General features: G+C 51.1%; 25 protein-coding genes. 17 read left to right on the top strand and 8 right to left on the bottom strand.

All coding sequences use genetic code 11. From position 1 onward, the window contains the following. Nucleotides 1-177: 177 nt before the first annotated feature. Nucleotides 178-816: a nucleotidyl transferase AbiEii/AbiGii toxin family protein gene (locus KIS29_05080; GenBank protein MBX8639694.1), complete on the top strand. Its 639-nt coding sequence runs from the start codon at nt 178-180 to the stop codon at nt 814-816. A gap of 461 nt (nt 817-1,277) precedes the next feature. Here KIS29_05080 and KIS29_05075 read toward each other — a convergent pair whose 3' ends face one another. The 3 genes from KIS29_05075 to KIS29_05065 form a co-directional block, all read right to left on the bottom strand. After that, nucleotides 1,278-1,973, bottom strand: coding sequence for a transposase (locus tag KIS29_05075; GenBank protein ID MBX8639693.1), 696 nt, complete (start codon nt 1,971-1,973; stop codon nt 1,278-1,280). After that, nucleotides 1,970-2,221, bottom strand: coding sequence for a hypothetical protein (locus KIS29_05070; GenBank protein MBX8639692.1), 252 nt, complete (start codon nt 2,219-2,221; stop codon nt 1,970-1,972). The genes KIS29_05075 and KIS29_05070 overlap by 4 nt, the downstream gene beginning before the upstream one ends. Nucleotides 2,222-2,423: 202 nt before the next feature. Continuing rightward, entirely contained in the window at nt 2,424-2,585 is a 162-nt protein-coding gene (locus KIS29_05065; GenBank protein MBX8639691.1) for a DUF2080 family transposase-associated protein, read from the bottom strand. Between the two features lie 156 nt (nt 2,586-2,741). Here KIS29_05065 and KIS29_05060 point away from each other — a divergent pair, with 156 nt between their 5' ends. From KIS29_05060 to KIS29_05045, 4 genes are all read left to right on the top strand, one after another. Then, nucleotides 2,742-2,954, top strand: coding sequence for a DUF2080 family transposase-associated protein (locus KIS29_05060; protein MBX8639690.1), 213 nt, complete (start codon nt 2,742-2,744; stop codon nt 2,952-2,954). A gap of 1 nt (nt 2,955) precedes the next feature. Next, nucleotides 2,956-4,458: an IS1182 family transposase gene (locus tag KIS29_05055; protein ID MBX8639689.1), complete on the top strand. Its 1,503-nt coding sequence runs from the start codon at nt 2,956-2,958 to the stop codon at nt 4,456-4,458. A 122-nt stretch (nt 4,459-4,580) separates the two neighbouring features. Further along, nucleotides 4,581-4,778: a hypothetical protein gene (locus KIS29_05050; GenBank protein ID MBX8639688.1), complete on the top strand. Its 198-nt coding sequence runs from the start codon at nt 4,581-4,583 to the stop codon at nt 4,776-4,778. Nucleotides 4,779-4,792: 14 nt separating this feature from the next. Next, nucleotides 4,793-5,050, top strand: a complete 258-nt coding sequence (locus KIS29_05045) for a hypothetical protein (GenBank protein ID MBX8639687.1) — start codon at nt 4,793-4,795, stop codon at nt 5,048-5,050. Nucleotides 5,051-5,281: 231 nt separating this feature from the next. Here KIS29_05045 and KIS29_05040 read toward each other — a convergent pair whose 3' ends face one another. Continuing rightward, the gene (locus tag KIS29_05040; protein MBX8639686.1) at nt 5,282-5,995 is read right to left on the bottom strand and encodes a phosphoadenylyl-sulfate reductase; all 714 of its coding nucleotides are present in this window, start codon (nt 5,993-5,995) and stop codon (nt 5,282-5,284) included. A 207-nt stretch (nt 5,996-6,202) separates the two neighbouring features. Here KIS29_05040 and KIS29_05035 point away from each other — a divergent pair, with 207 nt between their 5' ends. Next, nucleotides 6,203-7,117 (top strand): phosphosulfolactate synthase, encoded by a 915-nt coding sequence (locus KIS29_05035; GenBank protein ID MBX8639685.1) that lies wholly within the window; start codon nt 6,203-6,205, stop codon nt 7,115-7,117. Nucleotides 7,118-7,260: 143 nt separating this feature from the next. Here KIS29_05035 and KIS29_05030 read toward each other — a convergent pair whose 3' ends face one another. From KIS29_05030 to KIS29_05020, 3 genes are all read right to left on the bottom strand, one after another. Next, the gene (locus KIS29_05030) at nt 7,261-7,719 is read right to left on the bottom strand and encodes a GtrA family protein (GenBank protein MBX8639684.1); all 459 of its coding nucleotides are present in this window, start codon (nt 7,717-7,719) and stop codon (nt 7,261-7,263) included. A 164-nt stretch (nt 7,720-7,883) separates the two neighbouring features. Further along, entirely contained in the window at nt 7,884-9,242 is a 1,359-nt protein-coding gene (locus KIS29_05025) for an FAD-dependent oxidoreductase (protein ID MBX8639683.1), read from the bottom strand. A gap of 149 nt (nt 9,243-9,391) precedes the next feature. Then, complete coding sequence (locus KIS29_05020) at nt 9,392-10,783, bottom strand: hypothetical protein (protein ID MBX8639682.1); 1,392 nt, start codon at nt 10,781-10,783, stop codon at nt 9,392-9,394. Nucleotides 10,784-11,199: 416 nt separating this feature from the next. On the opposite strand from KIS29_05020, the gene eif1A reads away from it, so the two are divergent. The 11 genes from eif1A (at nt 11,200) to KIS29_04965 (ending at nt 21,171) form a co-directional block, all read left to right on the top strand. After that, on the top strand, nt 11,200-11,523 hold the full coding sequence (gene eif1A, locus KIS29_05015) for a translation initiation factor eIF-1A (GenBank protein MBX8639681.1): 324 nt from the start codon (nt 11,200-11,202) through the stop codon (nt 11,521-11,523). A 180-nt stretch (nt 11,524-11,703) separates the two neighbouring features. Then, the gene (locus KIS29_05010) at nt 11,704-12,495 is read left to right on the top strand and encodes a serine protein kinase RIO (protein MBX8639680.1); all 792 of its coding nucleotides are present in this window, start codon (nt 11,704-11,706) and stop codon (nt 12,493-12,495) included. Next, complete coding sequence (locus KIS29_05005) at nt 12,482-13,054, top strand: KH domain-containing protein (protein MBX8639679.1); 573 nt, start codon at nt 12,482-12,484, stop codon at nt 13,052-13,054. The genes KIS29_05010 and KIS29_05005 overlap by 14 nt, the downstream gene beginning before the upstream one ends. Further along, nucleotides 13,051-14,310: a tRNA pseudouridine(54/55) synthase Pus10 gene (locus KIS29_05000; protein ID MBX8639678.1), complete on the top strand. Its 1,260-nt coding sequence runs from the start codon at nt 13,051-13,053 to the stop codon at nt 14,308-14,310. The genes KIS29_05005 and KIS29_05000 overlap by 4 nt, the downstream gene beginning before the upstream one ends. Further along, nucleotides 14,304-14,597 (top strand): 50S ribosomal protein L21e, encoded by a 294-nt coding sequence (locus tag KIS29_04995; GenBank protein ID MBX8639677.1) that lies wholly within the window; start codon nt 14,304-14,306, stop codon nt 14,595-14,597. The genes KIS29_05000 and KIS29_04995 overlap by 7 nt, the downstream gene beginning before the upstream one ends. 5 nt (nt 14,598-14,602) lie before the next feature. Further along, a complete protein-coding gene (locus KIS29_04990; GenBank protein ID MBX8639676.1) occupies nt 14,603-14,923 on the top strand; it encodes an RNA polymerase Rpb4 family protein in 321 nt (106 codons plus the stop codon). Nucleotides 14,924-14,937: 14 nt separating this feature from the next. Beyond that, nucleotides 14,938-15,486: a DUF655 domain-containing protein gene (locus KIS29_04985; GenBank protein MBX8639675.1), complete on the top strand. Its 549-nt coding sequence runs from the start codon at nt 14,938-14,940 to the stop codon at nt 15,484-15,486. 45 nt (nt 15,487-15,531) lie between these two features. Further along, complete coding sequence (gene rsmA / locus KIS29_04980; protein ID MBX8639674.1) at nt 15,532-16,308, top strand: ribosomal RNA small subunit methyltransferase A; 777 nt, start codon at nt 15,532-15,534, stop codon at nt 16,306-16,308. Between the two features lie 22 nt (nt 16,309-16,330). Then, on the top strand, nt 16,331-17,524 hold the full coding sequence (locus tag KIS29_04975; protein MBX8639673.1) for a redox-regulated ATPase YchF: 1,194 nt from the start codon (nt 16,331-16,333) through the stop codon (nt 17,522-17,524). Between the two features lie 196 nt (nt 17,525-17,720). Continuing rightward, on the top strand, nt 17,721-20,117 hold the full coding sequence (locus KIS29_04970) for a ribonuclease H-like domain-containing protein (GenBank protein ID MBX8639672.1): 2,397 nt from the start codon (nt 17,721-17,723) through the stop codon (nt 20,115-20,117). Between the two features lie 475 nt (nt 20,118-20,592). Continuing rightward, nucleotides 20,593-21,171, top strand: a complete 579-nt coding sequence (locus tag KIS29_04965; GenBank protein MBX8639671.1) for a 50S ribosomal protein L15e — start codon at nt 20,593-20,595, stop codon at nt 21,169-21,171. Here KIS29_04965 and KIS29_04960 read toward each other — a convergent pair whose 3' ends face one another. Continuing rightward, nucleotides 21,172-22,032 carry a hypothetical protein gene (locus KIS29_04960; protein ID MBX8639670.1) on the bottom strand — a complete coding sequence of 287 codons (861 nt, stop codon included), beginning with the start codon at nt 22,030-22,032 and terminating at the stop codon, nt 21,172-21,174. Between the last annotated feature and the right edge of the window lie 59 nt (nt 22,033-22,091).

Raw genomic sequence — 22,091 nt, 5'->3', positions numbered from 1 at the left:
TGATGGCGTATGAACAGACTTGCAGAAAAAGTAATTAATGAGAGCGAAGAATGGCCGGTGCTGTATTCGACTCCCGGGGGTATATGGGTTGTTGAAACAGTAAACAAAATGTAGCTTAAACCGATATATGAAAGATATAGTTTTTTATATCTTAAATTGATTCTAGACTCTATGCAATTGCCTATCATCAAAATGCTCAAGAAGAGGAGCCAGATTGAAGTTGCCAGGTTGCAAGATGAAATTGCCCAGATAGTTTACAGTCTCGACAACAGAGCAGTTTTGCACGGAGGTACGGCAATCTGGAGGTGCTATTCAGGGAATAGGTTTTCTGAAGATCTTGATTTCTATTCAACTTCGCTTTTTTCACTAAAAACTGATTTTGAGAAGACGAGCAGATCCCATGGACTCAATGTTACTAAATTCAAGAGCACGGGCAACCTTCTGTTCTCTTCAATCAGTGATGGACGTACGAGCCTGAATCTGGAAGTCAATCTCAGGAAGAAGGTGGAATCAATCGTGCGCCCTTATCACAACGCCGATGGAACTTCACTTCAAATCAGGACACTGTCTGCGGAGAACATGATCCTGGAAAAGATTCATGCATACAGTGACCGTAGATTCATAAGAGACCTCTATGACATCTACCATCTTCTTCAATTTGTGGAGGACAAGGGTTCCGTCAAGATGGATATCTCTTTGTTTCTCACCCATCTTGATTCGCCGGTAGACGAGGGTGTTTTGAAGACCATAATCTACTCGGGGGTCTCTCCCTCTTTTGAAAGAATGAAGGTTGAGATGGCCAGGTGGGCAAAATGACCAAAGTAGGCAATGTGATTGAGGCGTTTTCTGGAGTTCCCTCTTTCAATTCGATTGAACTTGATTTGTTTCTTTCAAGCTTAGATACTTCGACGAATTATCGAAAGCTGCTGGTTCACAATCTGATCGGCACTGGCAGGCTGAAGAGGATCTCGAAAGGCAATTACACCTTCCTGGATGACGTAGAAGTCGTCTGTTTTGCATACAAACCCTCATACTATGGCTTACAGGAAGCACTTTCACTCATGGATCTCTGGGAACAGGAAACGAATCCGGTAGTTATCACACCACTGCGTGTGGTGCCCGGTATTAGGACCTTTGCTGGCAGGAACTACCTTGTAAGGAGAATTGACAGAAGGATGTTCTTTGGTATGGACCTTGTAAGATATCCTGACTTCTGGGTGCCCGTTTCTGACACAGAGAAGACACTCATCGACTTTGTCTATTTTCGTGAATTCCTCTCAGAAGAAACGCTGACGATGATTAGAAGAAAAATCAATCGGAAAAAGCTTGACAAATACCTCTCTATGAGTCCCACATATGTAATGAGGGGAGTGAAAAGACTGTTGGCACACTCCTCTTGAGGATAATTTTCCGGAGCGCATATAGCTGGAATGGGCGGAGATCTTTTGAATCACTCCCGTGAAAACCCTCTGAGCCCTGTGATTTATTCTTCCTGTTTGTCTTCGACCTGATCCTGGCCAATTCCTACATCCTCCTTCGATCTGTTCAATATCTCCGTCTTTGTGCAAAGCAACTCGGTGATATCCACTAACTCCTGCTCTGAGAAGGCTGCGGCATTCATCACATGTTGGTCCATCGGTACTGTCTTGCGTGCAGTGAGATCCTTGTCCTCTTCCACATATGGTTCGCCAATTATGAGCATTGCCCCGGACAACACATGCCAGTTTTCCGGCCGCTGCAACCTGAGCCTTTGCGGCACCTATCGATTTCTCCTTCCTCCAGTAAGACCTTGCAGCGGCTGTCTCTTTTGCAGATTTGAGCATCCCCTGCACTGCAGTGCATAGCAGCGACTTGAGTATGATGTCTCCGTTCCTGACGTGATTGCGCCTGCTTACCCTGTCGCCCGAGTTGTCAATCCTTGGCACAAGGGCTGCACGGGAGCATAGATGGTGTTTTGTGGTAAATCTCGTTATGCCCCTATTTCCTCGACTATTCCAAGGGCGGTGTAATAGTGTATGCCAGGGATGGTCATGAGCAGCCCGGCATCATCCCTGTCCTTTGCTATGAGAGCCAGCTGCGACTGAAGCTGCTCCTCCATGACCACGAGAGACCTGACCTGCAGAAGGTAGAGAAACATGTTGTGCTTCTCGTGACTGGGTAAAGGCAGGGCATTGAGCCTTCTCAGTCCCTTGACACCAAACCGGTCCGAAATGCCTGTCATCTCTGTGTCCAGGAGGTTTCTGGGTAAAAGAGATTTTCACGTCTACTCATAGGTCACCCTCAACAGTGAGCGGGCGCGTCAAACATGGCGTACGTTGACCCATAGGAGAGGTTTCGGCATTCACAACATATGTCTAATCTGAAGTTGCCGTGTTCAAAAGGCTTACCGCTCGCGTGATAGTAGGACATAAGTTCCTTGCGGGCTACTTCTTGAGAACGATGACATAGGCTCTCTTTCCTGTGTATTTCTTGGACGCATCCAGCTTCGCGGAATTGCCGAATTTTGTAATCTTCCGCTCATAGAACACTTCAACCTCATCCTTCGGTAGTATTGTGCCTTCATCGAGCTTTATTTCGCGGGACATAGTATGTTCCTCAGAGGATGACTAATGGGCATTTAACAATATTATCGTGTTGCATGCATATGAGCATTGATGGCCGTCCATACATAGAGACTGTGTGAAAACTAGATACTACCTGCAGCGCAACAATTAAATCATAATATGTATTATATCTGTATTATGTCAAGACATGTTGAATTTGTGGCCAGGAGTACGCTCCGTGTTGAAGGCATACTGGGATTCATGAAGAGGAAGGTTGTACGCTACGGCACGGGCGCCGCCGTGATATGCCCGAAGGAGTATCTCGGGAAGACAGTGTTCCTTGTCATTGCGGAAGAGCAGTGGAAGAATATTCCAGCGAAGGAAGGACGGAAAAGGAAGGGAGGCGCGTGAAATGAGCGATTACGTGGGCGGGATGGACAGGAAGCAGACCGTGCTCTTCCCCGAGACTATAGACGAGTATGTCGGCGGGGAGAACCCTGTCCGCTTCATTGATGCATTCGTGGACATGCTCGACCTGCAGGAGATGGGTTTCACTCATGCGGAGCCCGGTGAGACGTGCAGGCCGCCTTACAATCCCGCCGATTTGCTCAAGCTGTACATCTACGGCTATCTCAACCAGAGACGCTCCAGCAGGAAGCTGGAGGCTGAATGCTCAAGGAACGTGGAGGTCATGTGGCTCATGAAGAAGCTCAGGCCCGACTTCAAGACGATAGCTGACTTCAGGAAGGACAACGCGGAGTGCATAAAGAGGGTATTCAGGGCGTTCGTCAAGCTCTGTGATGACATTGGCCTGTTCGGCAAGGAGCTCATTTCCATAGACGGCTCGAAGTTCAGGGCAGTCAACTCGAAGGAGAGGAATGTCAACAGGGAGAAGCTGCAGGACAGGATAGAGCGTGTGGACGCCTCCATAAGCAGGTACATGAAGGAGATGGATGAGCGTGACAGCCAGGAAAGCACAGATGAAGACTCGCTGAACAGACAGTCTCTGAAGGAGAAGATAGAGAAGGCGAAGCAGAGAAAGGCGGACTATGAGAGGATGCTCAGGGAAATGGAGGAGACAGGAAAGACAGAGATATCGCTCACAGACACTGAAAGCAGGCTGATGAGGACCAGGCATGGTCTGGATGTCTGTTACAATGTACAGACTGCTGTCGATTCGAAGCATAAGCTCATAGCTGAATATGATGCAACAAACAACCCGACCGATTACGGCATGCTCGCTTCTGTTGCAACAGGCGCCGGCGAAGCACTGGATGCATCAGGTCTGGAGGTTGTGGCCGACAAGGGATATTTCGACGTGTTGCAGCTGAAGGAATGTGTCGACAACGGCATCAGGCCGTCGGTTCCCAGGCATGGTGCTCCGGGAGGGATCGCTGCAAGGAGGGGCATACCCGGGCCGGGCTTCCGTGAGGACAGATTCGTCTATGACCGCTGCACAAACACATACACCTGTCCGGCAGGCGAAAAACTCACGTACATGTGCGATGGCCATTGGAAGAACAAGCGTTTTCTCATATACGGACATGCACCCTGCGAGTCCTGCCTATACCATATGACTGCCTGCACAACAAGCAGTAGAGGCAGGCGCATCTACAGATGGGAGCACCAGGAGATAGTCGAGGAAATGGATTCAAGGATGATGACTGCGGAAGGCAGAGAGAAGCTCTGGAAGAGAAAGGAGCTGTCTGAGCATCCTTTTGGAACGATGAAGAGGGCGTTCAATCAGGGTTATCTGCTGCTGAAGGGACTGAGGAAGGTCAAAGGTGAACTTGGCCTGACCATGATTGCTTATGACATGAGGAGAGCACTGAACACAGTCGGAACGGCAAAGCTCATAGCTGCCCTGCAGGGCTCAACCGCTCTCCTGCACTCCTTCAGACAGACAGAAATCTGAACGTTACCCCTGTTACCCCTTTCCATATAGGCACGGCAACAGAACATAATTCCTCACAAACATGTGTAGCTGTCCTGTGTAAAATCCAATTACTTCCGGAATTTGATTTTCACACAGTCTCCATGATCGTAAAGATCAGACTTAAGCACGTCAGAGGCAACCTGACCGGCGACGGCACCGGCTACTCACTGCCAATCACACGACACTACCGAACTATGCGCAAGAACTGCAACTGCATAAAGACAACTCTCGACCACAGACTCTTCGAATATGCATTCGCAATACTCGACCTGGGCACAAAACTCTACAACTCTACGTAGCATACGGTGTGGGCGTGAAATCGGAGAAACATGCACACCGCGACACACACAAGATGCTCGGGATCACGCTGACGGATGCCGGGAGCATCCGCCTCGACCAGTATTACTGCACACAGTACACACTGGACGACTTCTCTGAAGGAACAAAGGTGTTCGTAATACCCAGAAGCAACACAACAATCAGGGGATCGCCGGCATGGAAGGAACTCATCGGCAGGCTCATGGATGCGCCGATGGAGTTCCTTTCCGAATACCACAGGAGGGAGAACTGAGAATCCGAGTTCTCCGCAGACAAGAGAACCACAGGTTGGAGGATACAGCGCGAGGAGAGGACAGGATCAGGACGGCTGCGATGTGCAAGGGAACATGGCATAATCTGCTCAAAATGACTCCAGGACAGTGGTGTTATGCCCCAATCTCATCGCCATGACAAGCCTATAGGCGTCTCTTCCTTGTGTCCCTGCCTGCAGTCCGGCATCCTGCCGGACATCTCCGTATTCAGGCTACTCCTTTCCGGTCATCGCAGCATGATGCAGTCCGCATTCCTTTATGCCTGCTTCCCAGTACCATCTTCCTGCCCTCGGATCTTCACCAGCCTTTACGGCACGGGTGCAGGGTTCACAGCCGATGCTCGTGTAACCCCTGTCAAAGAGCCTGTTGTACGGAATGCCTTTTTCTCTGATGTATTTCCACACCATTTCGTAGGTCCAGTCTGCCAGCGGCGCGATTTTTGCAATGCCTCCCCTTTCATGATCTTCCTGCACCTTCGCAGAATTTGATCTGGTGAACAGCTGATCCCTCCTGATTCCGGTAACCCATGCTTTCTTTCCGGAGAGCAGTCTGTTCAGAGGTGCAACTTTTCTAACATGGCAGCACATCCTCCTCTTCTCCACTGATTCAAAGAACAGGTTTGGCCCATGTTCGGAAACCATGCTTCCGAGCTCGTCCTGATCAGGGTATATGTGCTGTATACCTATGCCGTAACGTTTACGCACCTCTTCGATGAGGTTGTAGGTTTCCTGATTAAGTCTTCCAGTATCCAGAGTGACAATCAGGATGCGAGACTGAAGGCAAGCCAGCATGTCAAATATCACCATATCCTCTGCACCAAAGCTGCATGCAAACACTGCATCCGGTCCGTATTCCCTGTCGGCCCACTTAAGCAGAGCAAGCGCATCCATATTCTCTTCTTTTCCGGCGAATTTTGTCTTTTCCATGTCCAATTTGGAACAAAAACGGCCATATATAACAGATACAGAATGCGTAAAAATAGCTTGTAATATGAATAATTATGTTCATTTATTCGAATACAAAGGTTCTTAAATTCATATATTATAGCATAAACTGGTGAATTATTGTCGTATTTTTTGGCTGAAATCACCGAAATCCCATGCTTGGATGGTGCTAGGTCAGCAGGAAAAACAATGGTGCTTGACAGATATCTTCAGGGAACTGTAGACTCTGTCCGCATGCTTCACGGCTTTGTCGATTGTGTGAAAATCGGATGGGGACTCTCTTATATCCTTGATGAAGAAACGCTCCGCTCCAGAATAGAGTCTTTCAAAAAGGCGGGAGTAACTGTTTCCAGCGGCGGCACGATGCTCGAAATAGCGGTGTCGAAGGGCAAATACATGAAGGCCCTTGACGGCATCGCACGCGTTGGCTTTGACACGATTGAGCTCAGCGAAGGGGTTGTGGAGATACCGCGCCACATAAAGAGGGAGATCGCGGAATTTGTCAGATCATCGGGGTTGAGGCTGCATACCGAAGTTGGAAGAAAAAATCCGAAAAGTCAGCTCAGCCTGGAGGAGACTATTGACCGCATTTCACAAATGATGGATTTGGGCGGTGATCTCGTCATCATAGAGGGAAGAGAAACCGGAAGGAGCGTGGAAATCTATGATGACAGCGGTGAGATAAAATGGGACTGGGTGGAGAGGATCAGAGATTCATGTCCTGAAGACAAACTTATGTTTGAAGCCCCACAGGAAAGACAGCAGACTGAACTCATCCTGAAGCTTGGTCCGAAGGTAAATCTCGGCAATGTCTCAGCGGAAAGCATTGGGGCTCTTGCCACACAGAGACTGGGTCTTAGGGGAGACACGCTTGGCGCCCTCGTGGAAAATCCTGTGCAGGGCGCCAGTCCGGCTGCACTCTTCATCTATCACGTTCTGCAAACACACGGCTCAATGGATCAGACCAGAATGATGTCTATAACGGGTCTTCAGCGAAGAACAGTCCAGAAGGCCATTGCCTATCTGATTGGCAATGGCTTCGTCAGAAAAACGCCTGATCACAGGGATATGAGACGCCACATCTATTCTGCAGAAAGAGGATGAATCCGGATAAATCCGATTTTCATGCATCGCCTGCTGATCTGAAGCTCTCAGCGCTTGCATCTTTATTATGTCGGGCAACGGATCATTACTGTGATGATGACAAGCTGCGTTTCATGTGGAAGTCAGTCCAGTTCGAGGTCTGTTTACTGGCCCTGCAGGATCGCCTTCCATACAACCGATTCGCTCAGTCTGTAGCTGAGCGGAAACGTCAGTGCTCCTCCCAAAGCCGTTCCTGCAAAAGCAGGTAGTCCGAATGAAAACAGAAGCAGAAGCTGGCAGAATATCACGATCGCATTTGTAAGTGAACTGGCAAGCTGGAAAAGACCAAGTCTGTATAAAAGTGCCGACAGGTTTCCGGATTGTATCCGGCTCCTGTTGTGGAATGTCCAGTATTCATCCGCAAAAAAAGCGACGGATGTTCCGACAATCCATGCGGCAGCGTCAACGGCCAGAATGTGAGTGACGCCATAAACAGCCAGGCCCGCGACAAGTATGAATTCGAAAGCAAGAAAGCCGGTTGTGCCTGATATCGAAAATTTAACCAGCCTGAGCAGATGCCGGGAACTTATGATGCGTACCGTCTTTCCTCCTAGGATATTCAACAATGAAGTTATTTCCAACGCCTTTCTTTCTCGTTTCACCGGCCAGGGTTAAGGATGTCATCACCTGTTTGTTAAGGGTATCCGGCCTTTGTTGCGGTGTTTTTCTATGGTTTGCCCCTAAATTAACTTAACGACTGCAGGACACTTGAACGGCATAAACAGCCTCAGCCAGCCGCTTGATCGTGCAGCTTGCCCGACAGAACATCGGCTGCCACTCCGATGGGTTCCCAGGCGGGCGCAAAGGGAGGTGAATACGAATAATCCACAGTCACCAGCTGATCCACCGTCATGCCTGCTGCTATTGCGGTTGCAAGGACGTCCAGCCTCTTTGCTACCCCCTCCTTCCCGATGATGTTGCCACCCAGAAATCTGTGCGACTTCCTGTCCGCCATCAGCCGTATTGTCAGCGGGCCTGCGCCCGGATAATATGCAGATCGTGTTGTGGATGTTATCGTCGATGAAACAGGTTCGAATCCGTGCGACACCGCCTCATTCTCATCAATTCCTGTGCGCCCCACTTCAAGCGAAAAGACCTTTACCACTTCAGTACCTGCAACACCTGACCACCTTACCCTTCCCCCCGCCGCATTCTCCCCGGCAACCCTGCCCGACTTGTTGGAGCCCGTAGCCAGAGGCATGTAAATGCTTTCACCTGTAATCATATTGAAAGTTGTTGCAACGTCCCCTGCGGCAAAAATTCCCGGAGCACTGGTTTCCATATATTCATTGACCCTGATTGCGCCGGAAGCGCCGAGCGCAATGCCCGCCGAGGAAGCCAGCGCACTGTTGGGCGTAACACCGGTCGCAGCAACAATCATGTCTGTGTCAAATTCGCTCCCGTCCTTCGTCCGGATACGGACGGCAGTTCCGCGTTCCTCGACCTTTTCAATTTCGGTTTTGAAATCGATGCGAATCCCGTTGCCGACAACCTCGTCGACGATCTGCTTTGACAGTTCGGCATCGTATCCCCTCAGTATTCTGTCAGACCTCTGAAGAATCCTTACATCTTTACCAAGCATCCTGAAGGATTCGGAGAGTTCAAGGCCGATATAGCCTGCGCCGACAATCGTGATGTGCGAAGCACGGTTTGCGAGTTCTTCGAATGCATCAAGGTCGTTTAACGTGCGGAGAGTCCTTACAGCATTCAGTCCCGCAAGATCAGGCGGTACCTTCGGGCTGGCGCCCGTAGCAATAATAAGTCTGTCAAAATGGTCCTGCTCCGGGACACCGTTGCTGAGAAACCTGATCACCTTCTTTTCCGTGTCTATTTCCGTGACCCTGCTGTGCAGCCTGATTTGGATCCTCCGCTCCTTTTCAAATTTTTCCACCGGATAGTGCAGCAGGCTGGCGAATTCACTGACAACGCCTGCCACATGGAATGGCATGCCGCACGCGGAATATGAGACATACCCTCCGGCCTCATAAACAACAACCTCCGCATCCGGCAGCCGTTTCCTTACCCTGGATGCAGCGCTCATTCCGGCTGCATCCCCGCCAATTATTATTACCCGTCTTACAGACATAATTGGGGATGCCGCTGCGGCATATTGATTTGTCGGTCGATCAGCCGCCCGATTCAGAGCGATTGTCCATGGCTGACAGGTAAAAAATCATTTGATAAAATAGGGTTTGAAGAGATTTGCTTTTGGTAACCCGAGGAGATTGTGCGCATTCATCCTATCTGCTGGTATCCCGATATGCTGCTCTGGTAGTAAGCGAAACTCCAGGTAGGCGGCGCGTTGAGTATGAATGGCAGCATATAGCCACCGTTCAGTGTCTGCATCGACGACATGCTGCTACCGTATGCTATGTTGTAGAGACTTCCGTTGAAGTAGTAGTCATTGATTGGGTAGTTAGATGAAGGCTGGAATTCCAGCTGTGTGTATGTGGAATAGAAGTCTGTCCCGCTGTAGGCAATTGTTGCATTGAAATATTTAGTAACGCCCGATCCGAAATAGATTATCTGGAATGAGAGCGTGCTGTTCTGGTTGATGATTATACTGAGCGAGAGGGTGGAGTTCGGCTGTGCCTCGAAACCGTACTGGGGTGCCGGGTTGTTGGAGGAAAGGAAGTAGTGTGCTATACAGTTTGTGCCTTCAACGTACCACGGGGCGATGTGCATGTTCTGGTTGATATCAACTCCCAGCTGGAAGAAGCCGACACAGGATGATGTTGTTGTACCGTAGTAATTCATCGCATTTATCTGGAAACTCAATATATTATTTTCTGGAACATTCCAGCTGTTCAGTGTCATATTCGCATGGAGGATGGTAAATGCTGGCAGAAGACTTACGAGCAATCCGGAACCCTGTCCGTACCCTTCCATGGGATTGTACCCTGGCAGATATATCGGTATCTCATAAGTTGTGAAAACAATGTCGGTAAAATAAACGGCAGTATGTTTCTGATTGATGAGAGCGATTCCGGCATACTGGTAGGCGTTCGGCACAGAGAGATTCGCAAATACCGTATTTGAGCCGTCAACAAAGAGCTGCATTGTCCAGCTGAAGGTCTTCTGTGTGCTGCTGTTCATTACGTTCGCTGTTATGTACAGCCACCCGCCGGGATACACGGACTGCGACGGAGCGGTTCCCAGCAGTTTCAGATCCTGGGTGTTCGTGCCGCCGTAGACACTGCTGCCCATGACGCCCACTGTGGCAATGGGCTGGCTGTTGCCGTTCACAATAGCGAACATTGCCGTGCCTTTCCCGGCATTGACAGCAACCTGGAACGAAATGAACTGATCCCCCGTAATGACGCCGTTTGTGTTTATGAGTTCAGAATCGGAAACAGATAGTGACGGTTCGCCAAAATAGGCTGTACCCGCCGATATTGAGTCCCTTTTCCCGTTTCCGCTGTAGAGCTGCCATCCGTAACTGGCATAATTTCCGCCGGATGTGAAATATGAGGTAAGCGCGAAGGCACCCGTTGTCGATGATGCCGGTGCGTTCATTTCTTCCAATCGCTGCCCTGCTGCCTGGGTGGCACTAACATAGAGTGGAGCTACCGATAAAATCACAAAAACCACAACTGCGGCACTGAGAATCCCCCGAATTTTCTCCATGCTGGCTGATTCCGCTTTCTATATAATAACCATTACACCTTCCTGACCACGTAAATGCGCGTTAGGCCGTCATAACGCCGGTGACGCATGAAATACCTCCGAATAAAGAAACGGAACTCAATAAAACGCAATGCAACCTGCCTCCGCTCGCTGCAATTGACCGCCTGCGTCTGCCCAAAGGCACAATGGAAAGGCAAATCTTAGCATGATAACTTATGTGGAAGCAGAAAGATATGCTAACTGTTATTCGCAGACGATCATTTCCCTTTATGACTTTTCCTGCGCTTACCGGCGTGTTTTAAGACAGCAATATATTTAATTCAGTCCAATTTACTAATGTCAAAACATGGAGAATTTACTTGAGTATAAAAAGCAACAGGGAAAGGCAGCAGAGATTCGAAAGCAGGAGTGAAGCCATAGTCGAAGGGGAGGAAGGCACAGACAATTATATGCGCGTTCCTCTACCAAGAAAGAAGAATGGAGAGATGCTGGCGGTCGCGGATCAGCTGCTTGGCGGTTCCAGAATCAGGGTGCAGTGCGCCGACGGCAAGGCAAGGATGGGTAGGATTCCCGGCAAAATCAAAAAGAAGATGTGGATACGTGAGGGCGATCTCGTAATAGTCAAACCTTGGGATTTCCAGGAAGACAAGGCGGACATACTTTACAGGTACACGAAAACCCAGTCGTCATACCTCAGCAGAAGAAAGATGATTCCTTCAGGCATAAACATATTCACATGAATTTCAGCAGCGCCCTTAGGGTGCCGGAACAGTGCCAGTGCACGGGGGAATCCGCCCGGCGCCGGTATCCTGCCCATAAGCAGCCGATCGCTTCAGCAGTTTATCTTGCTGACCGAAATGTTCCTACCGGAGATGTATTATGACAGCTGGTTCATTGGCGTTTCAGGAGCATAAAAAGGAATGGCAGGAGTGAGGGAAGGGCATCTGGAGAGGCTCCTTGAGCCCTTCGAGAAGAGGATAAAGGGAGCGGAAGATCGAAAAGTATACGATCAGTTTTTTGACAACAGGACTCTTATGAATGTCTACGCGCTCATGAATTCAGGGGTTGTGGAAACAGTCGATTTTCCGGTCGCGACCGGAAAGGAGGGAGGCGTCTTCAAGTGCAGCTCTTCGGAAGGGGAGGCCGTAGCGATGAAAATATACAGAATATCCAATGCAACCTTCAAATCGCTCGCAAGATACACCGAAGGCGATATTCATTTCAGCGGCCTGAAAGGCAGCTTCTCGAAGACAATCTATGCGTGGGCCAAGAGGGAATTCCTGAATCTTGCCAGGCTCAGGGAGGCGGGCGCCTCTGTACCTTATCCCATTGCCTGCCGCGGAAACGTGATCGTAATGTCCTACCTCGGTACGGAGCGCGGGCCTGCACCGCTGATCAGGAATTGCGCACTCACCGAAAAGCAGGCGGAGGAGTACTACCGGCAGGTCATGCAATTTATAGACGTAGCATACAGAAAGGCAAATATTGTCCATGCCGATCTCAGCGAATACAACGTCATGGTCCATGAAAAGAAGGCTTATGTCATAGACTGCGGTCAGGCAGTTTCGTCCAGGCATCCCGGCGCTCAGGAGTATCTGCTGCGCGACCTGAGAAACGTCAGCCGATTCTTCAGATCCAGGGGTGCAACTGTGGACGAACCTTCTGCTGTGCTGAAAAAACTTACGGGAGAGAAAAAGCTTGCAGTATCTTAGAATACCCAGGGAGAGGATAGGCGTTATCCTGGGAAAGGACGGAACGCTTAAGAAGAAGGTCGAGGAGGAGACCGGCGTCTCGATTTCAGTCGACTCTTCCGAGGGATACGTGGAGGTGGACGGTAGGGTGTCACCTGACCCTGTCATGGAGCTGAAAGTGGCGTCTTATGTGAATGCCATTGCAAGAGGCTTTGCACCGGACAGGGCTGCCAGACTGCTGCGGGAAGACATTTTTCTTGAGGTGATAAACATCACCGATTATGTCGGGGGAAGGAAAAATCGTGTGCAGAGGATGCGCGGCAGGCTGATAGGAAGGCAGGGCAGGTCGAGGGAAACTATAGAGAATTTGACTGAAACGCTGATATCCATACAGGGAGACACAGTTGCTATAATAGGCGATCCCGTCGAGCTCGAACTTGCAAGGAGCGGAATCGACATGCTTCTCAGGGGGAGCGAGCATTCTGCCGTCTTCCACTTTCTTGAACGCAGGCAGAGGGAGCTGAAACTCCGCGAACTCGCCTATTACGGCCAGCCGGAATGGCGGGACAGTGATGTATGATGCCTGACGGAGGGCGTCCGGCATCGGCACCTCAGGCAGCGAAGACGGCGGGGATAGCGGCGGATTCGTATGCGGCTGCGGCAAGCCCTGCGATCTTATCAATATGCGAAAGGTGTTTTGACCGTCTCACAGGCGGCTCCGCCCTCCCGGGGCAGGCATTCAACAGGCTCAATATCATCGGGCGGGACAGTGGCGGATGTTACATATGCAGGGGCGTTTTCAATTCGCTTGACGCCGCCGCACTGCTCCCTGTGGAGGAACTGAAGAACTGGGAATACAGTACATTCTGGGCAGGCAGCAGACTTGAATTTGGAATGTTGGCAAGGGAGGAGGAAGTTGCGGCGCTCATGGATGTTGAAATCGGTCATTCAATAAAAGTGGAGATCAACAGGGAGCTCGGCCTCAGGATTGCATCGATTACCGGCAGGGAGGGCAAAATCAGTTCACCGGATATGCTGATAATAGTGGATTTGCCATTCATGACTTACCTCCTTGAGCCTTCTTCCATCTTCATCTACGGGCGATACAGGAAGTACGTCAGGGGAATACCGCAGACCAAATGGCCATGCAGAAAATGCCATGGCAAGGGCTGCAGCCACTGCGGCGGACTGGGGAAGATGTATGAAACGAGCGTTGAGGAGATCATCGCTGCACCGGTGATTAGGGAGACCGGCGGATCCTCTCACTATTTCCACGGCATGGGAAGAGAGGACATAGATGCAGTGATGCTCGGCGAAGGCCGCCCTTTCATACTCGAAATTTCAAGACCCAGAAGACGATACCTTGACCTTGAAGCACTGGAGGCGACAATCAATGCCGAATCGAAACCGCGCGTGGAGGTCAGTGCGCTCAGGTATTCATCCAAGACAGAGGTTGTTGGACTTAAGGCGGCAACACCGTCCAAGAGTTATGTTGTCCGTTTCCGGATTCTCGGCAAAATTAATAAAGAGAAACTTGTTGACCTCATCTCGGAATTCAGCGGAAAGATGATCGCACAGAGGACACCGCTGAGGGTTGTGCACAGAAGGGCCGATGTTGTCAGGGAAAGAAGGCTTATCGACTGCAGACTGCTTGAATTCGACGGCGATGAAGCTACTGTCCAGGTCACGGCCCAATCCGGCACATATATAAAGGAGTTTGTCACAGGGGATGAAGGCAGGACTGTGCCGAACATATCGGGTGCCCTCGGTCTGGAGTGCCGGATTGTTTCGCTCGATGTCCTGGAAGTTTCAACTGGAGCTGGTGAGCAATGGTAAAGGCATCTAAAGGACTTAGAAGACGTTCGAGAGGGATACTGAGCAAGAGCCCGAGAGAGAGGGGCATGCCGCCGGTCGCCAGGATTATACGCAGGTTCGAGGAAGGGGAAAGGGTATCCATCAAGATCGAGCCGAGCATTAGAGATGGGGCCCCGCATCTGCGATTCCAGGGAAGGACGGGTGTCGTCATAGGCATGCAGGGAAGAACTTACAGGGTAAGGATAGTCGACGGCGGAAAGGAGAAAGTTATATTATCGGATGCCGTTCACCTCATGAAAGCGAAGTGAGCCACGTGGCCGACACAAAGTACATCACGCTTGCAGAGGTAAAGCAACTTCTGACAAAGGAAGAGAAGCAGCGTGAGCTTTCATCCGAACATAAGGTCGCCCTGGAACACGCGCAGAAATTTGCAAAGCTGGATATTGAGAGCGTGAAGAAGCTTAGGAAAGAGCTGACTGAAATCGGCTTCGGCAGCGAACAGAATGCGGTCAAGATCATAGACCTGCTTCCGACGACGCCGGAAGATGTCAGGCTCATATTTTCCAAAGAACGCCTTACCCCTGAAAAGAAGCAGATTGAACAGATCATTGAGGCTGTTCGAAAATATATGTAGGCAGGTGTTTGCATTTGGAAGATTATGCCTACATACTTGATTACCTGCCACAGGGCTCCCCTTCTGAAAGGAGCTTCAAACATGAGCCCACGAGCTATGCCATAGGGTCTGAAGAGTTCAAGCTATTCGAACTTGTCCCCAGGCAGGGTGTGGTCATTTCGCCGGGCGAAAAGGTATACATAGGGAAGGAGATGAATCTCAGACAGCACATCATACATGTGAAGAGAAGGCTGTCGTATGACGAGCTCACATCCAACAGTCAGTCGGAACTGCCGCACACGCTCGAACAGATCGTGCTTGACAACGAAACAAGATTCGTCAGATTTTTCAACGAGGCACAGCCGATAACAACCCGTCTTCACACGCTTGAGCTTCTACCCGGCCTCGGTAACAAGACAATGTGGGCCATAATCGAAGAGAGAAAGAAGGAGAAATTCAGGAGCCTGGCAGATCTGGAAAAAAGGGTTCCCACACTGCACAATCCGGCCAAGCTTATTGCCAGGCGCATTGTGGAGGAACTGTCAAACAGAGACCAGAAATACAGGCTTTTTGTGGCCCGATGAACGGGGGATGTTCTGCTGTCGGTTAGGACTGTCAGGCAGCTCCTGATGGAACTGGGAATTTACCCTTCGAAACGCTTCGGCCAGACATTCCTCATTGACGAAAGCATAGCCGACAGGGAGATTGAAAGCGCGCGGATAAGGTCCAAGGACACGGTGCTTGAGATCGGGCCAGGACTCGGCGTGCTGACAGAACGGATAGTGCAGAAGGCACGCAGGGTTGTTGCAATCGAAAACGACCAGAGACTGGCAATATATCTCAGGGAGAAGTTCGGCGATGCTGTGGAAGTGGTTGAAGGAGATGCAATGGACGCTAAACTGCCGAAGTTTGACGTTGCGATAGGGAATCTGCCGTATTCCGTTTCATCGCAGCTGATATTCAGGCTGGTCAATTCTGGAATGAAGAGGGGACTCTTCATGATACAGAAGGAGATGGCTCTGAGAGTGGTCGCGCCGCCTTTTACAGCCGAATATTCAAGGATGGCTGCCGTCCTCCAGCGCTCAAATCATATAGAACTGCTGTTCGATGTCGGCCACACGCATTTCTATCCGCAGCCCGACGTCGATTCCTCGGTCCTGCGTTTCGCTGCGATCAGGGGGGTGAAAAGATGGCCCGAATACGAGAGGGCTGCTGCCTTACTTTTCTCCCAGAGGAGAAAGACGATAGCCTCCATACTAAGGAAGACAGTCAGGGGTGGAGTCGATCTGGACGGAATTCCGTTCGGCACGCGCAGGATAGAGGAGCTCGACGTGAAGCAGATCGGGGAACTTGTGAAGTGGATGTCGGGCAATGAGCGCCTTGCCCCCCTCCTGCGAAATGAATAAGTGTTGACTGCTCTTCCGGTAGATTGCCATGCAGATAGGCATCGTAGGCAAGCCGAACGTCGGCAAAAGCACATTCTTCTCAGCAGCCACAATGGCATCCGTGGACATAGCACCATATCCGTTTACAACGATAAAGGCAAACAGGGGAGTCGGCTTTGTCAGGAGGCCCTGCCCGGAAACATTTTTCGGCGTCAGATGCAATCCGAACAATGCAAGATGCATAGACGGCACACGGTTCATTCCTGTGGAACTTCTCGATGTTGCCGGCCTTGTGCCTGACGCATGGCAGGGCAAGGGCCTAGGCAACGCCTTTCTCGATGAGCTCAGGCAGGCTGACGCGCTCATCCATGTCGTCGATGCGAGCGGCGGGACAGACGCAGACGGGAACCAGGTTCCTGTCGGCACAAGGGATCCGGTTGAGGATGTGCGGTTCCTCGAGCGCGAACTGACGATGTGGATAAAGAGCATTCTGGACAAGAACTTCCAGAAGACGGCGAAGAAGATCCATCTGGAGGGGCTCAAGGTGGAGGCTATGCTCCAGGAGAGACTGAGCGGACTGGGTGTGAGGCAGAGCGACATATCGGCGGCGCTGAGAATGAGCGGACTTGCCCAGGACCCGTCACTTTGGTCAGACAGCGATCTCTATTCGCTTTCCGACGCGATCAGGAAAATAAGCAAACCCGTACTCATAGCAGCCAACAAGTGCGACATTGCACCGGAGGAAAACCTGAAGAAACTACGCAGCCTGCAGGGATATACTGTCATCATGTGCTCGGCAGAGTATGAGCTCGCGTTGAGAAGGGCCGACAGGAGCGGTGTCATCTCCTACGTGCCCGGGCAGAGGGACTTCAGGCTGATTTCACAGTCGCTGAATGAAAGGCAATCAAAGGCGCTTGATAGAATACACTCTTTCCTCTCGGCAGCGGACACGGGGGTGCAAAGGGCAATCGAGGAGACTGCATTCGCGCTGCTCTCGCTCATTTCTGTCTATCCGGTTGAGGATGAAAACAGGCTGACGAACAAGGACGGCATGGTGCTGCCGGACGCTCTTCTCGTGCGGAAGGGCAGCGGACCGCAGGATCTTGCGTTTATGATTCACACCGAAATAGGCAAAAATTACATAACCGCAATAAACGCAAAGACAAAGAAACCCGTGGGCCACGACTATTTGCTTGCCGACGGAGACGTGATAAAGATAGTCGCACGAAGGAGCTGAGCTGCGTAGGTCGCACATAGTGCGTTGTTAGCCGGTTCGCAGAGTAACTGATGATAGAGGCGGACCTCTAAAGACATCGACGTGTCAACCATGAAATGCAAGAGGGCGCAGATGCCGGTGCCTGCCATGCGACGCTAAATTTATCCGGCAGCTGGCAGGTCAAAGATTATATGATATCGCTGCCTTGGATGTGACGATGCAATCCGAAGATGAATGGGACATCAGACTTCTGACCGCGACCTACAGGAGAGACTCGGGTGACGGCGTCACTGTAGAGTTATACGGCAAGACCAGGGACGGAAGGTCAGCGGCCGTGAGGTATTCCGGATTCAGGCCGTATTTCCAGATTTTGGGTGACGTGTCCCGCGCGAGGGAGGCACTCGCAACGAGGGACGATGTCATAGGCATCGAGCAGAGGGAATTCATGCACAGGGGGGAAAAGACGGGTGGTGCGATAGTTACTGTGAAATTCCCCTGGACGGTACCGGAATTCAGGGAAAGGCTGAAGGGGGTTGTAGAGGTTGCAGCAGCGGACATACCGTTCGCACACAGATTCATCTACGACAAGGACATAGCGGCCTGCTGCCGCGTGCACGGAAAAATGGCTGACGGTGCAACGGCCAGGCGATACACCTGCGATATCGTGATTGAAGGCGACAGGTTCGAGGACACGGAAGACTTCATGCCTGCACTTCGTGTTCTGAGCTTTGATATCGAAACAAGCATCAAGGAAGGCAATATCTGGTGCATATGCCTTGCATACAGGAAAGACGGCAGCATAATCAGGGAGAAGATATACAACGATGATGAGAAGAAGATGCTTGCCGAATTTTTCAGCGCTGTTTCAAGGATAGACCCCGACGTCATTACAGGTTACAATATCGACGGTTTTGACATACCGAAGATAAACGAGCGGTGCAGGCACAGGGGGATCGAGCGGAAGGCATGGGGGAGGGACGGGGACGACGTCAGGCAGGTAAGCAACAGGTTCTGGAGATGCAACGGCAGAATCATAGCTGATGCATGGTGGCACATGAAGAAGCAGTTCCACCCCAAGCAGGAAACGCTTAACGCCGTTGCAAGGGAACTACTCAACGAAGAGAAGATGGATGTAAACAGGCTGAGAATAGACGAGGAATGGAAAGAGAACAGGGAAAGGGTTCTCGACTACTGTGCGAAGGATGCGGAACTGGCACTGCGTATACTGGAGAAGACAAGAACACTGACCAGGGGAATGGACATGGCCACTGTTTCCAAACTTCCTCTCGACGACTCACTCAACAGCGGAGCTTCTCAGCTCGTCGACTCGCTGCTTATCAGGGCCGCCGACAGGGAGGGTATTGCAACACCTATGACATCCAGGTACATGGATTCAGAGGAGGACAGGATCGAAGGTGGATATGTCCACAGCATAGCTCCGGGGCTTTATCACTGGGTGGGCGTACTCGATTTCAAGAGCATGTATCCCTCCCTCATAATAGCGAAAAATATCTGTTTCACAACACTGAACAGCAGCGGCAGCATTGTCAGCCCGACGGGTGTACGCTTCCTCACGCCGGACGAGCGCAGGGGCGTCATTCCCTCACTGCTCGCACAGCTCATGCAGCAGAGGGACAGCATCAAGGAGAAGATGAAGAGAGCCTCCGGAAAGGACGAATACGAATATCTTGACGGGCTTCAGCAGGCGGTGAAGATACTGATGAATTCATTCTATGGCGTCCTTGCCTCCTCTTTCTACAGGTTCACCAATGTTTCGATAGGCGGGAGCATCACCGCATTTGCGAGGGAAACCACAAAAGGCGTGATAGAGCAGCTGGAGAAGGAGGGGACCTCTGTCATATACAGCGACACAGATTCTGTCTTTTTCAAGAGTCCTGCCGAGAACCTGGAAGGGACCATTGAATTCGGCAGGAAGATAAGCGAACGCTTTTCCAGGCAGGGCGCCACGCTTGAATTCGAGGAAGTTATAGAACCGCTATTTTCCCACGGAAAGAAGAAGAGGTATGTGGGCAGGCAGGTATGGCCCGAGGAGGGACTGATTGTCAGGGGATATGAAATACGCCGGACAGATTCCTTTGACTATCAGAGCGAGTGTCTTTCTGCTGTTTTTGAGGAGATACTTGGAGGCAACACGGAAGGGGCAGTGAAGCTGTCAAGGAAACTCGTTAACGATGTGCTGAGCGGAAATGTCCCAAAGGAGAAGCTCGTTATTTCACGGACATGCAGGCCCTTTGCCGAGTACAAGGACGAAAGCACACAGGTGCCCGTGCAGACGGCAAAGAAGCTTATGGCAATGGGAGAGGAATTCATTCCGGGCATGAAGGTTTCATGGATTGTAGTCAACAGCAGGAGGTCTCCGCAGCAGGTGGAACCTTTCATAGTTGGGAGGGAATTCAGCTTTACCCCGGATTATGCTTATTATGCGTCAAGGGTCGCCCAGACACTTTCCAGGGTTACGGAAGTGTTCGGAATGGATGAAGACAGCCTCCTTAGCGGTTCGAAGCAGTCCACACTTTTTGACGAACTGAAGACGGAAAAGACAATAGCGGGCAACAGGACAGCATCAAAGGTCAGGCTGGAGGATTTCTTCTGATCCTGCAGAAGGCTGTCCCGCGCTGTGCACGCTTCAGGCGAAACATGCCTGCGGCGGAACGGCTGTTGCCAAGTTATTTATAATACGGGAAATTTCAAACAGCATTTACAAGTCTTAAATCAATTCGGTGTCACAAATGGCAGACGACAAACTGGAATCCAAAAAGCAGAAGAAGACAGCCGGAACACGACGTTCACACAAATCATCCCAAACGGAGGAACCTGCCGGAGAGGCGAAGTCGAAAACAGCGGCGGCAGAGAAGAAGTCCAGGAAGGCAAAGAAGCAGGCGGCTGAAAAGGAAATCACTGCAGCTAAAACGGATGAAGTTACAGCGCAGACGGAAGAAACTGTTTACAGGGCAAAGACTCCGAAAAGGATTGCAGAGCAGCGGCACGGCAGGGATTCAGGAACGGCTGCCGGTAAGGAAAGGGAGCTCCCGCCGATTGTGAAACTCGAGTCCGGCAGGGGGAGGAGCATGTACGCGCATATCGGCTCTTTCAGGAAGAAATCCCTTTCAAAGGCGCTGGGCGACACGGAGTGGGAGAGACTCATAAGCTGGAGGAAGGAGGAGAACTACAGGCGCATTGATCATCCGACGAGACTCGACAAGGCACGCTCCATGGGCTACAAGGCAAAACAGGGTGTCACCCTCGTCAGGGTGAGGGTCAGAAGGGGAGGACTCAGGAAGAGACGTATCGCAAAGGGAAGAAGGGCGAAGAGGAAGGGTATACTCCGGATAACCATGAAGAAAAATATACAGAGGATGGCCGAAGAGAGAGTCCAGCGCCGCTATCCGAATATGGAGGTGCTCAATTCATATCAGGTTGGACAGGACGGCATGCACAAGTGGTATGAGGTAATACTTGTCGATCCGTACAACCCGTCCGTTCTAAGCGACAAGAATCTCAACTGGATATCCAACCAGGCCCATTCAGGAAGGGCATTCCGCGGGCTGACTTCCGCCGGCACGATGGGACGTGGCCTCAGATGGAAGGGAAAGGGCGTCGAGAAAGTTCGCCCGTCTATAAGGGCGAACGACAGAAAGGGCAAGTGATCAGGCAATTTTGCCCATCAGTTTTTTTATTTCGGAGCTGCTGAGTCCTGCAAGCGGATAGAATACGGCAAAACCGTGTTTTCCGCCCATGCCCTCAGGATAACTGCTTCCGTTTCCGGGAAGTGCAATGCCGCTGCACCCCTTTCCAGCAGCAAGGGCAAGAATGTCGCCCGGTCTTTCGAGTGTTTCCGCATCAATATCTGCGGACCATTTTGCCAGAGACGCAAGATCGACCTTGCCGGTGAGGCCGATCACTACATCGCATCCCCTTCTCATCATAAGCCAGGGGAGCGGCAGCTCGTCGCTTGAGCTGACGAGGCAGGCTACCTTCCCCTGCGTTCCGAGAGGCAGTCCGCCCGGACCACTCTCGGATTTGGTGAAAAGATAAGCGGCCTTTTCCCTCGCCTCCACGAATATTTCGACGTCCGGGTGCTCAAGGTCAACGGTTATTCCGAGATTGCCATGATCCTTCAGTATCCTTGAACCGCATTCCCTTGCAATGTCTACGCTTGTGAACTTCTGGCCGCCCGATCGCCTCGCCCGTATAGCAAAGGAATTCCCGCTCCTCAGGACCAGGGAGGCGTGTTCCGAGACCTTTTCCGAAATCTTCCGAAGATCCAGGGGCAGCTCAGTGACTTCACTGAAAGACACGATGCCGAATGTGTGGCTTATGATGTCCCTGGCCACTGAACCTTCATCCGACATGACGAAGACCCTGCCCCTGTCCGAGGTGACTATGCATTCGATGCCAGCCCGGATAAAACGGGTTTCGATGTTGTCTATCAGTTTGTTCAGGAATCTTTTCCTTACCCTGTCACTTTTGAGTCCGAGTTCGGCGTACCTGAGAAGATATAACGGCATCGGAAGGTGTATCTGTCGTGCAGTTATAAGTTTGGCATGGAAACGGAACGTGCGCCGGG

The organism is Candidatus Sysuiplasma jiujiangense (assembly GCA_019721075.1).
Classification (GTDB): Archaea; Thermoplasmatota; Thermoplasmata; order Sysuiplasmatales; family Sysuiplasmataceae; genus Sysuiplasma; species Sysuiplasma jiujiangense.
This window is presented reverse-complemented; position numbering and strand designations above follow the sequence as displayed.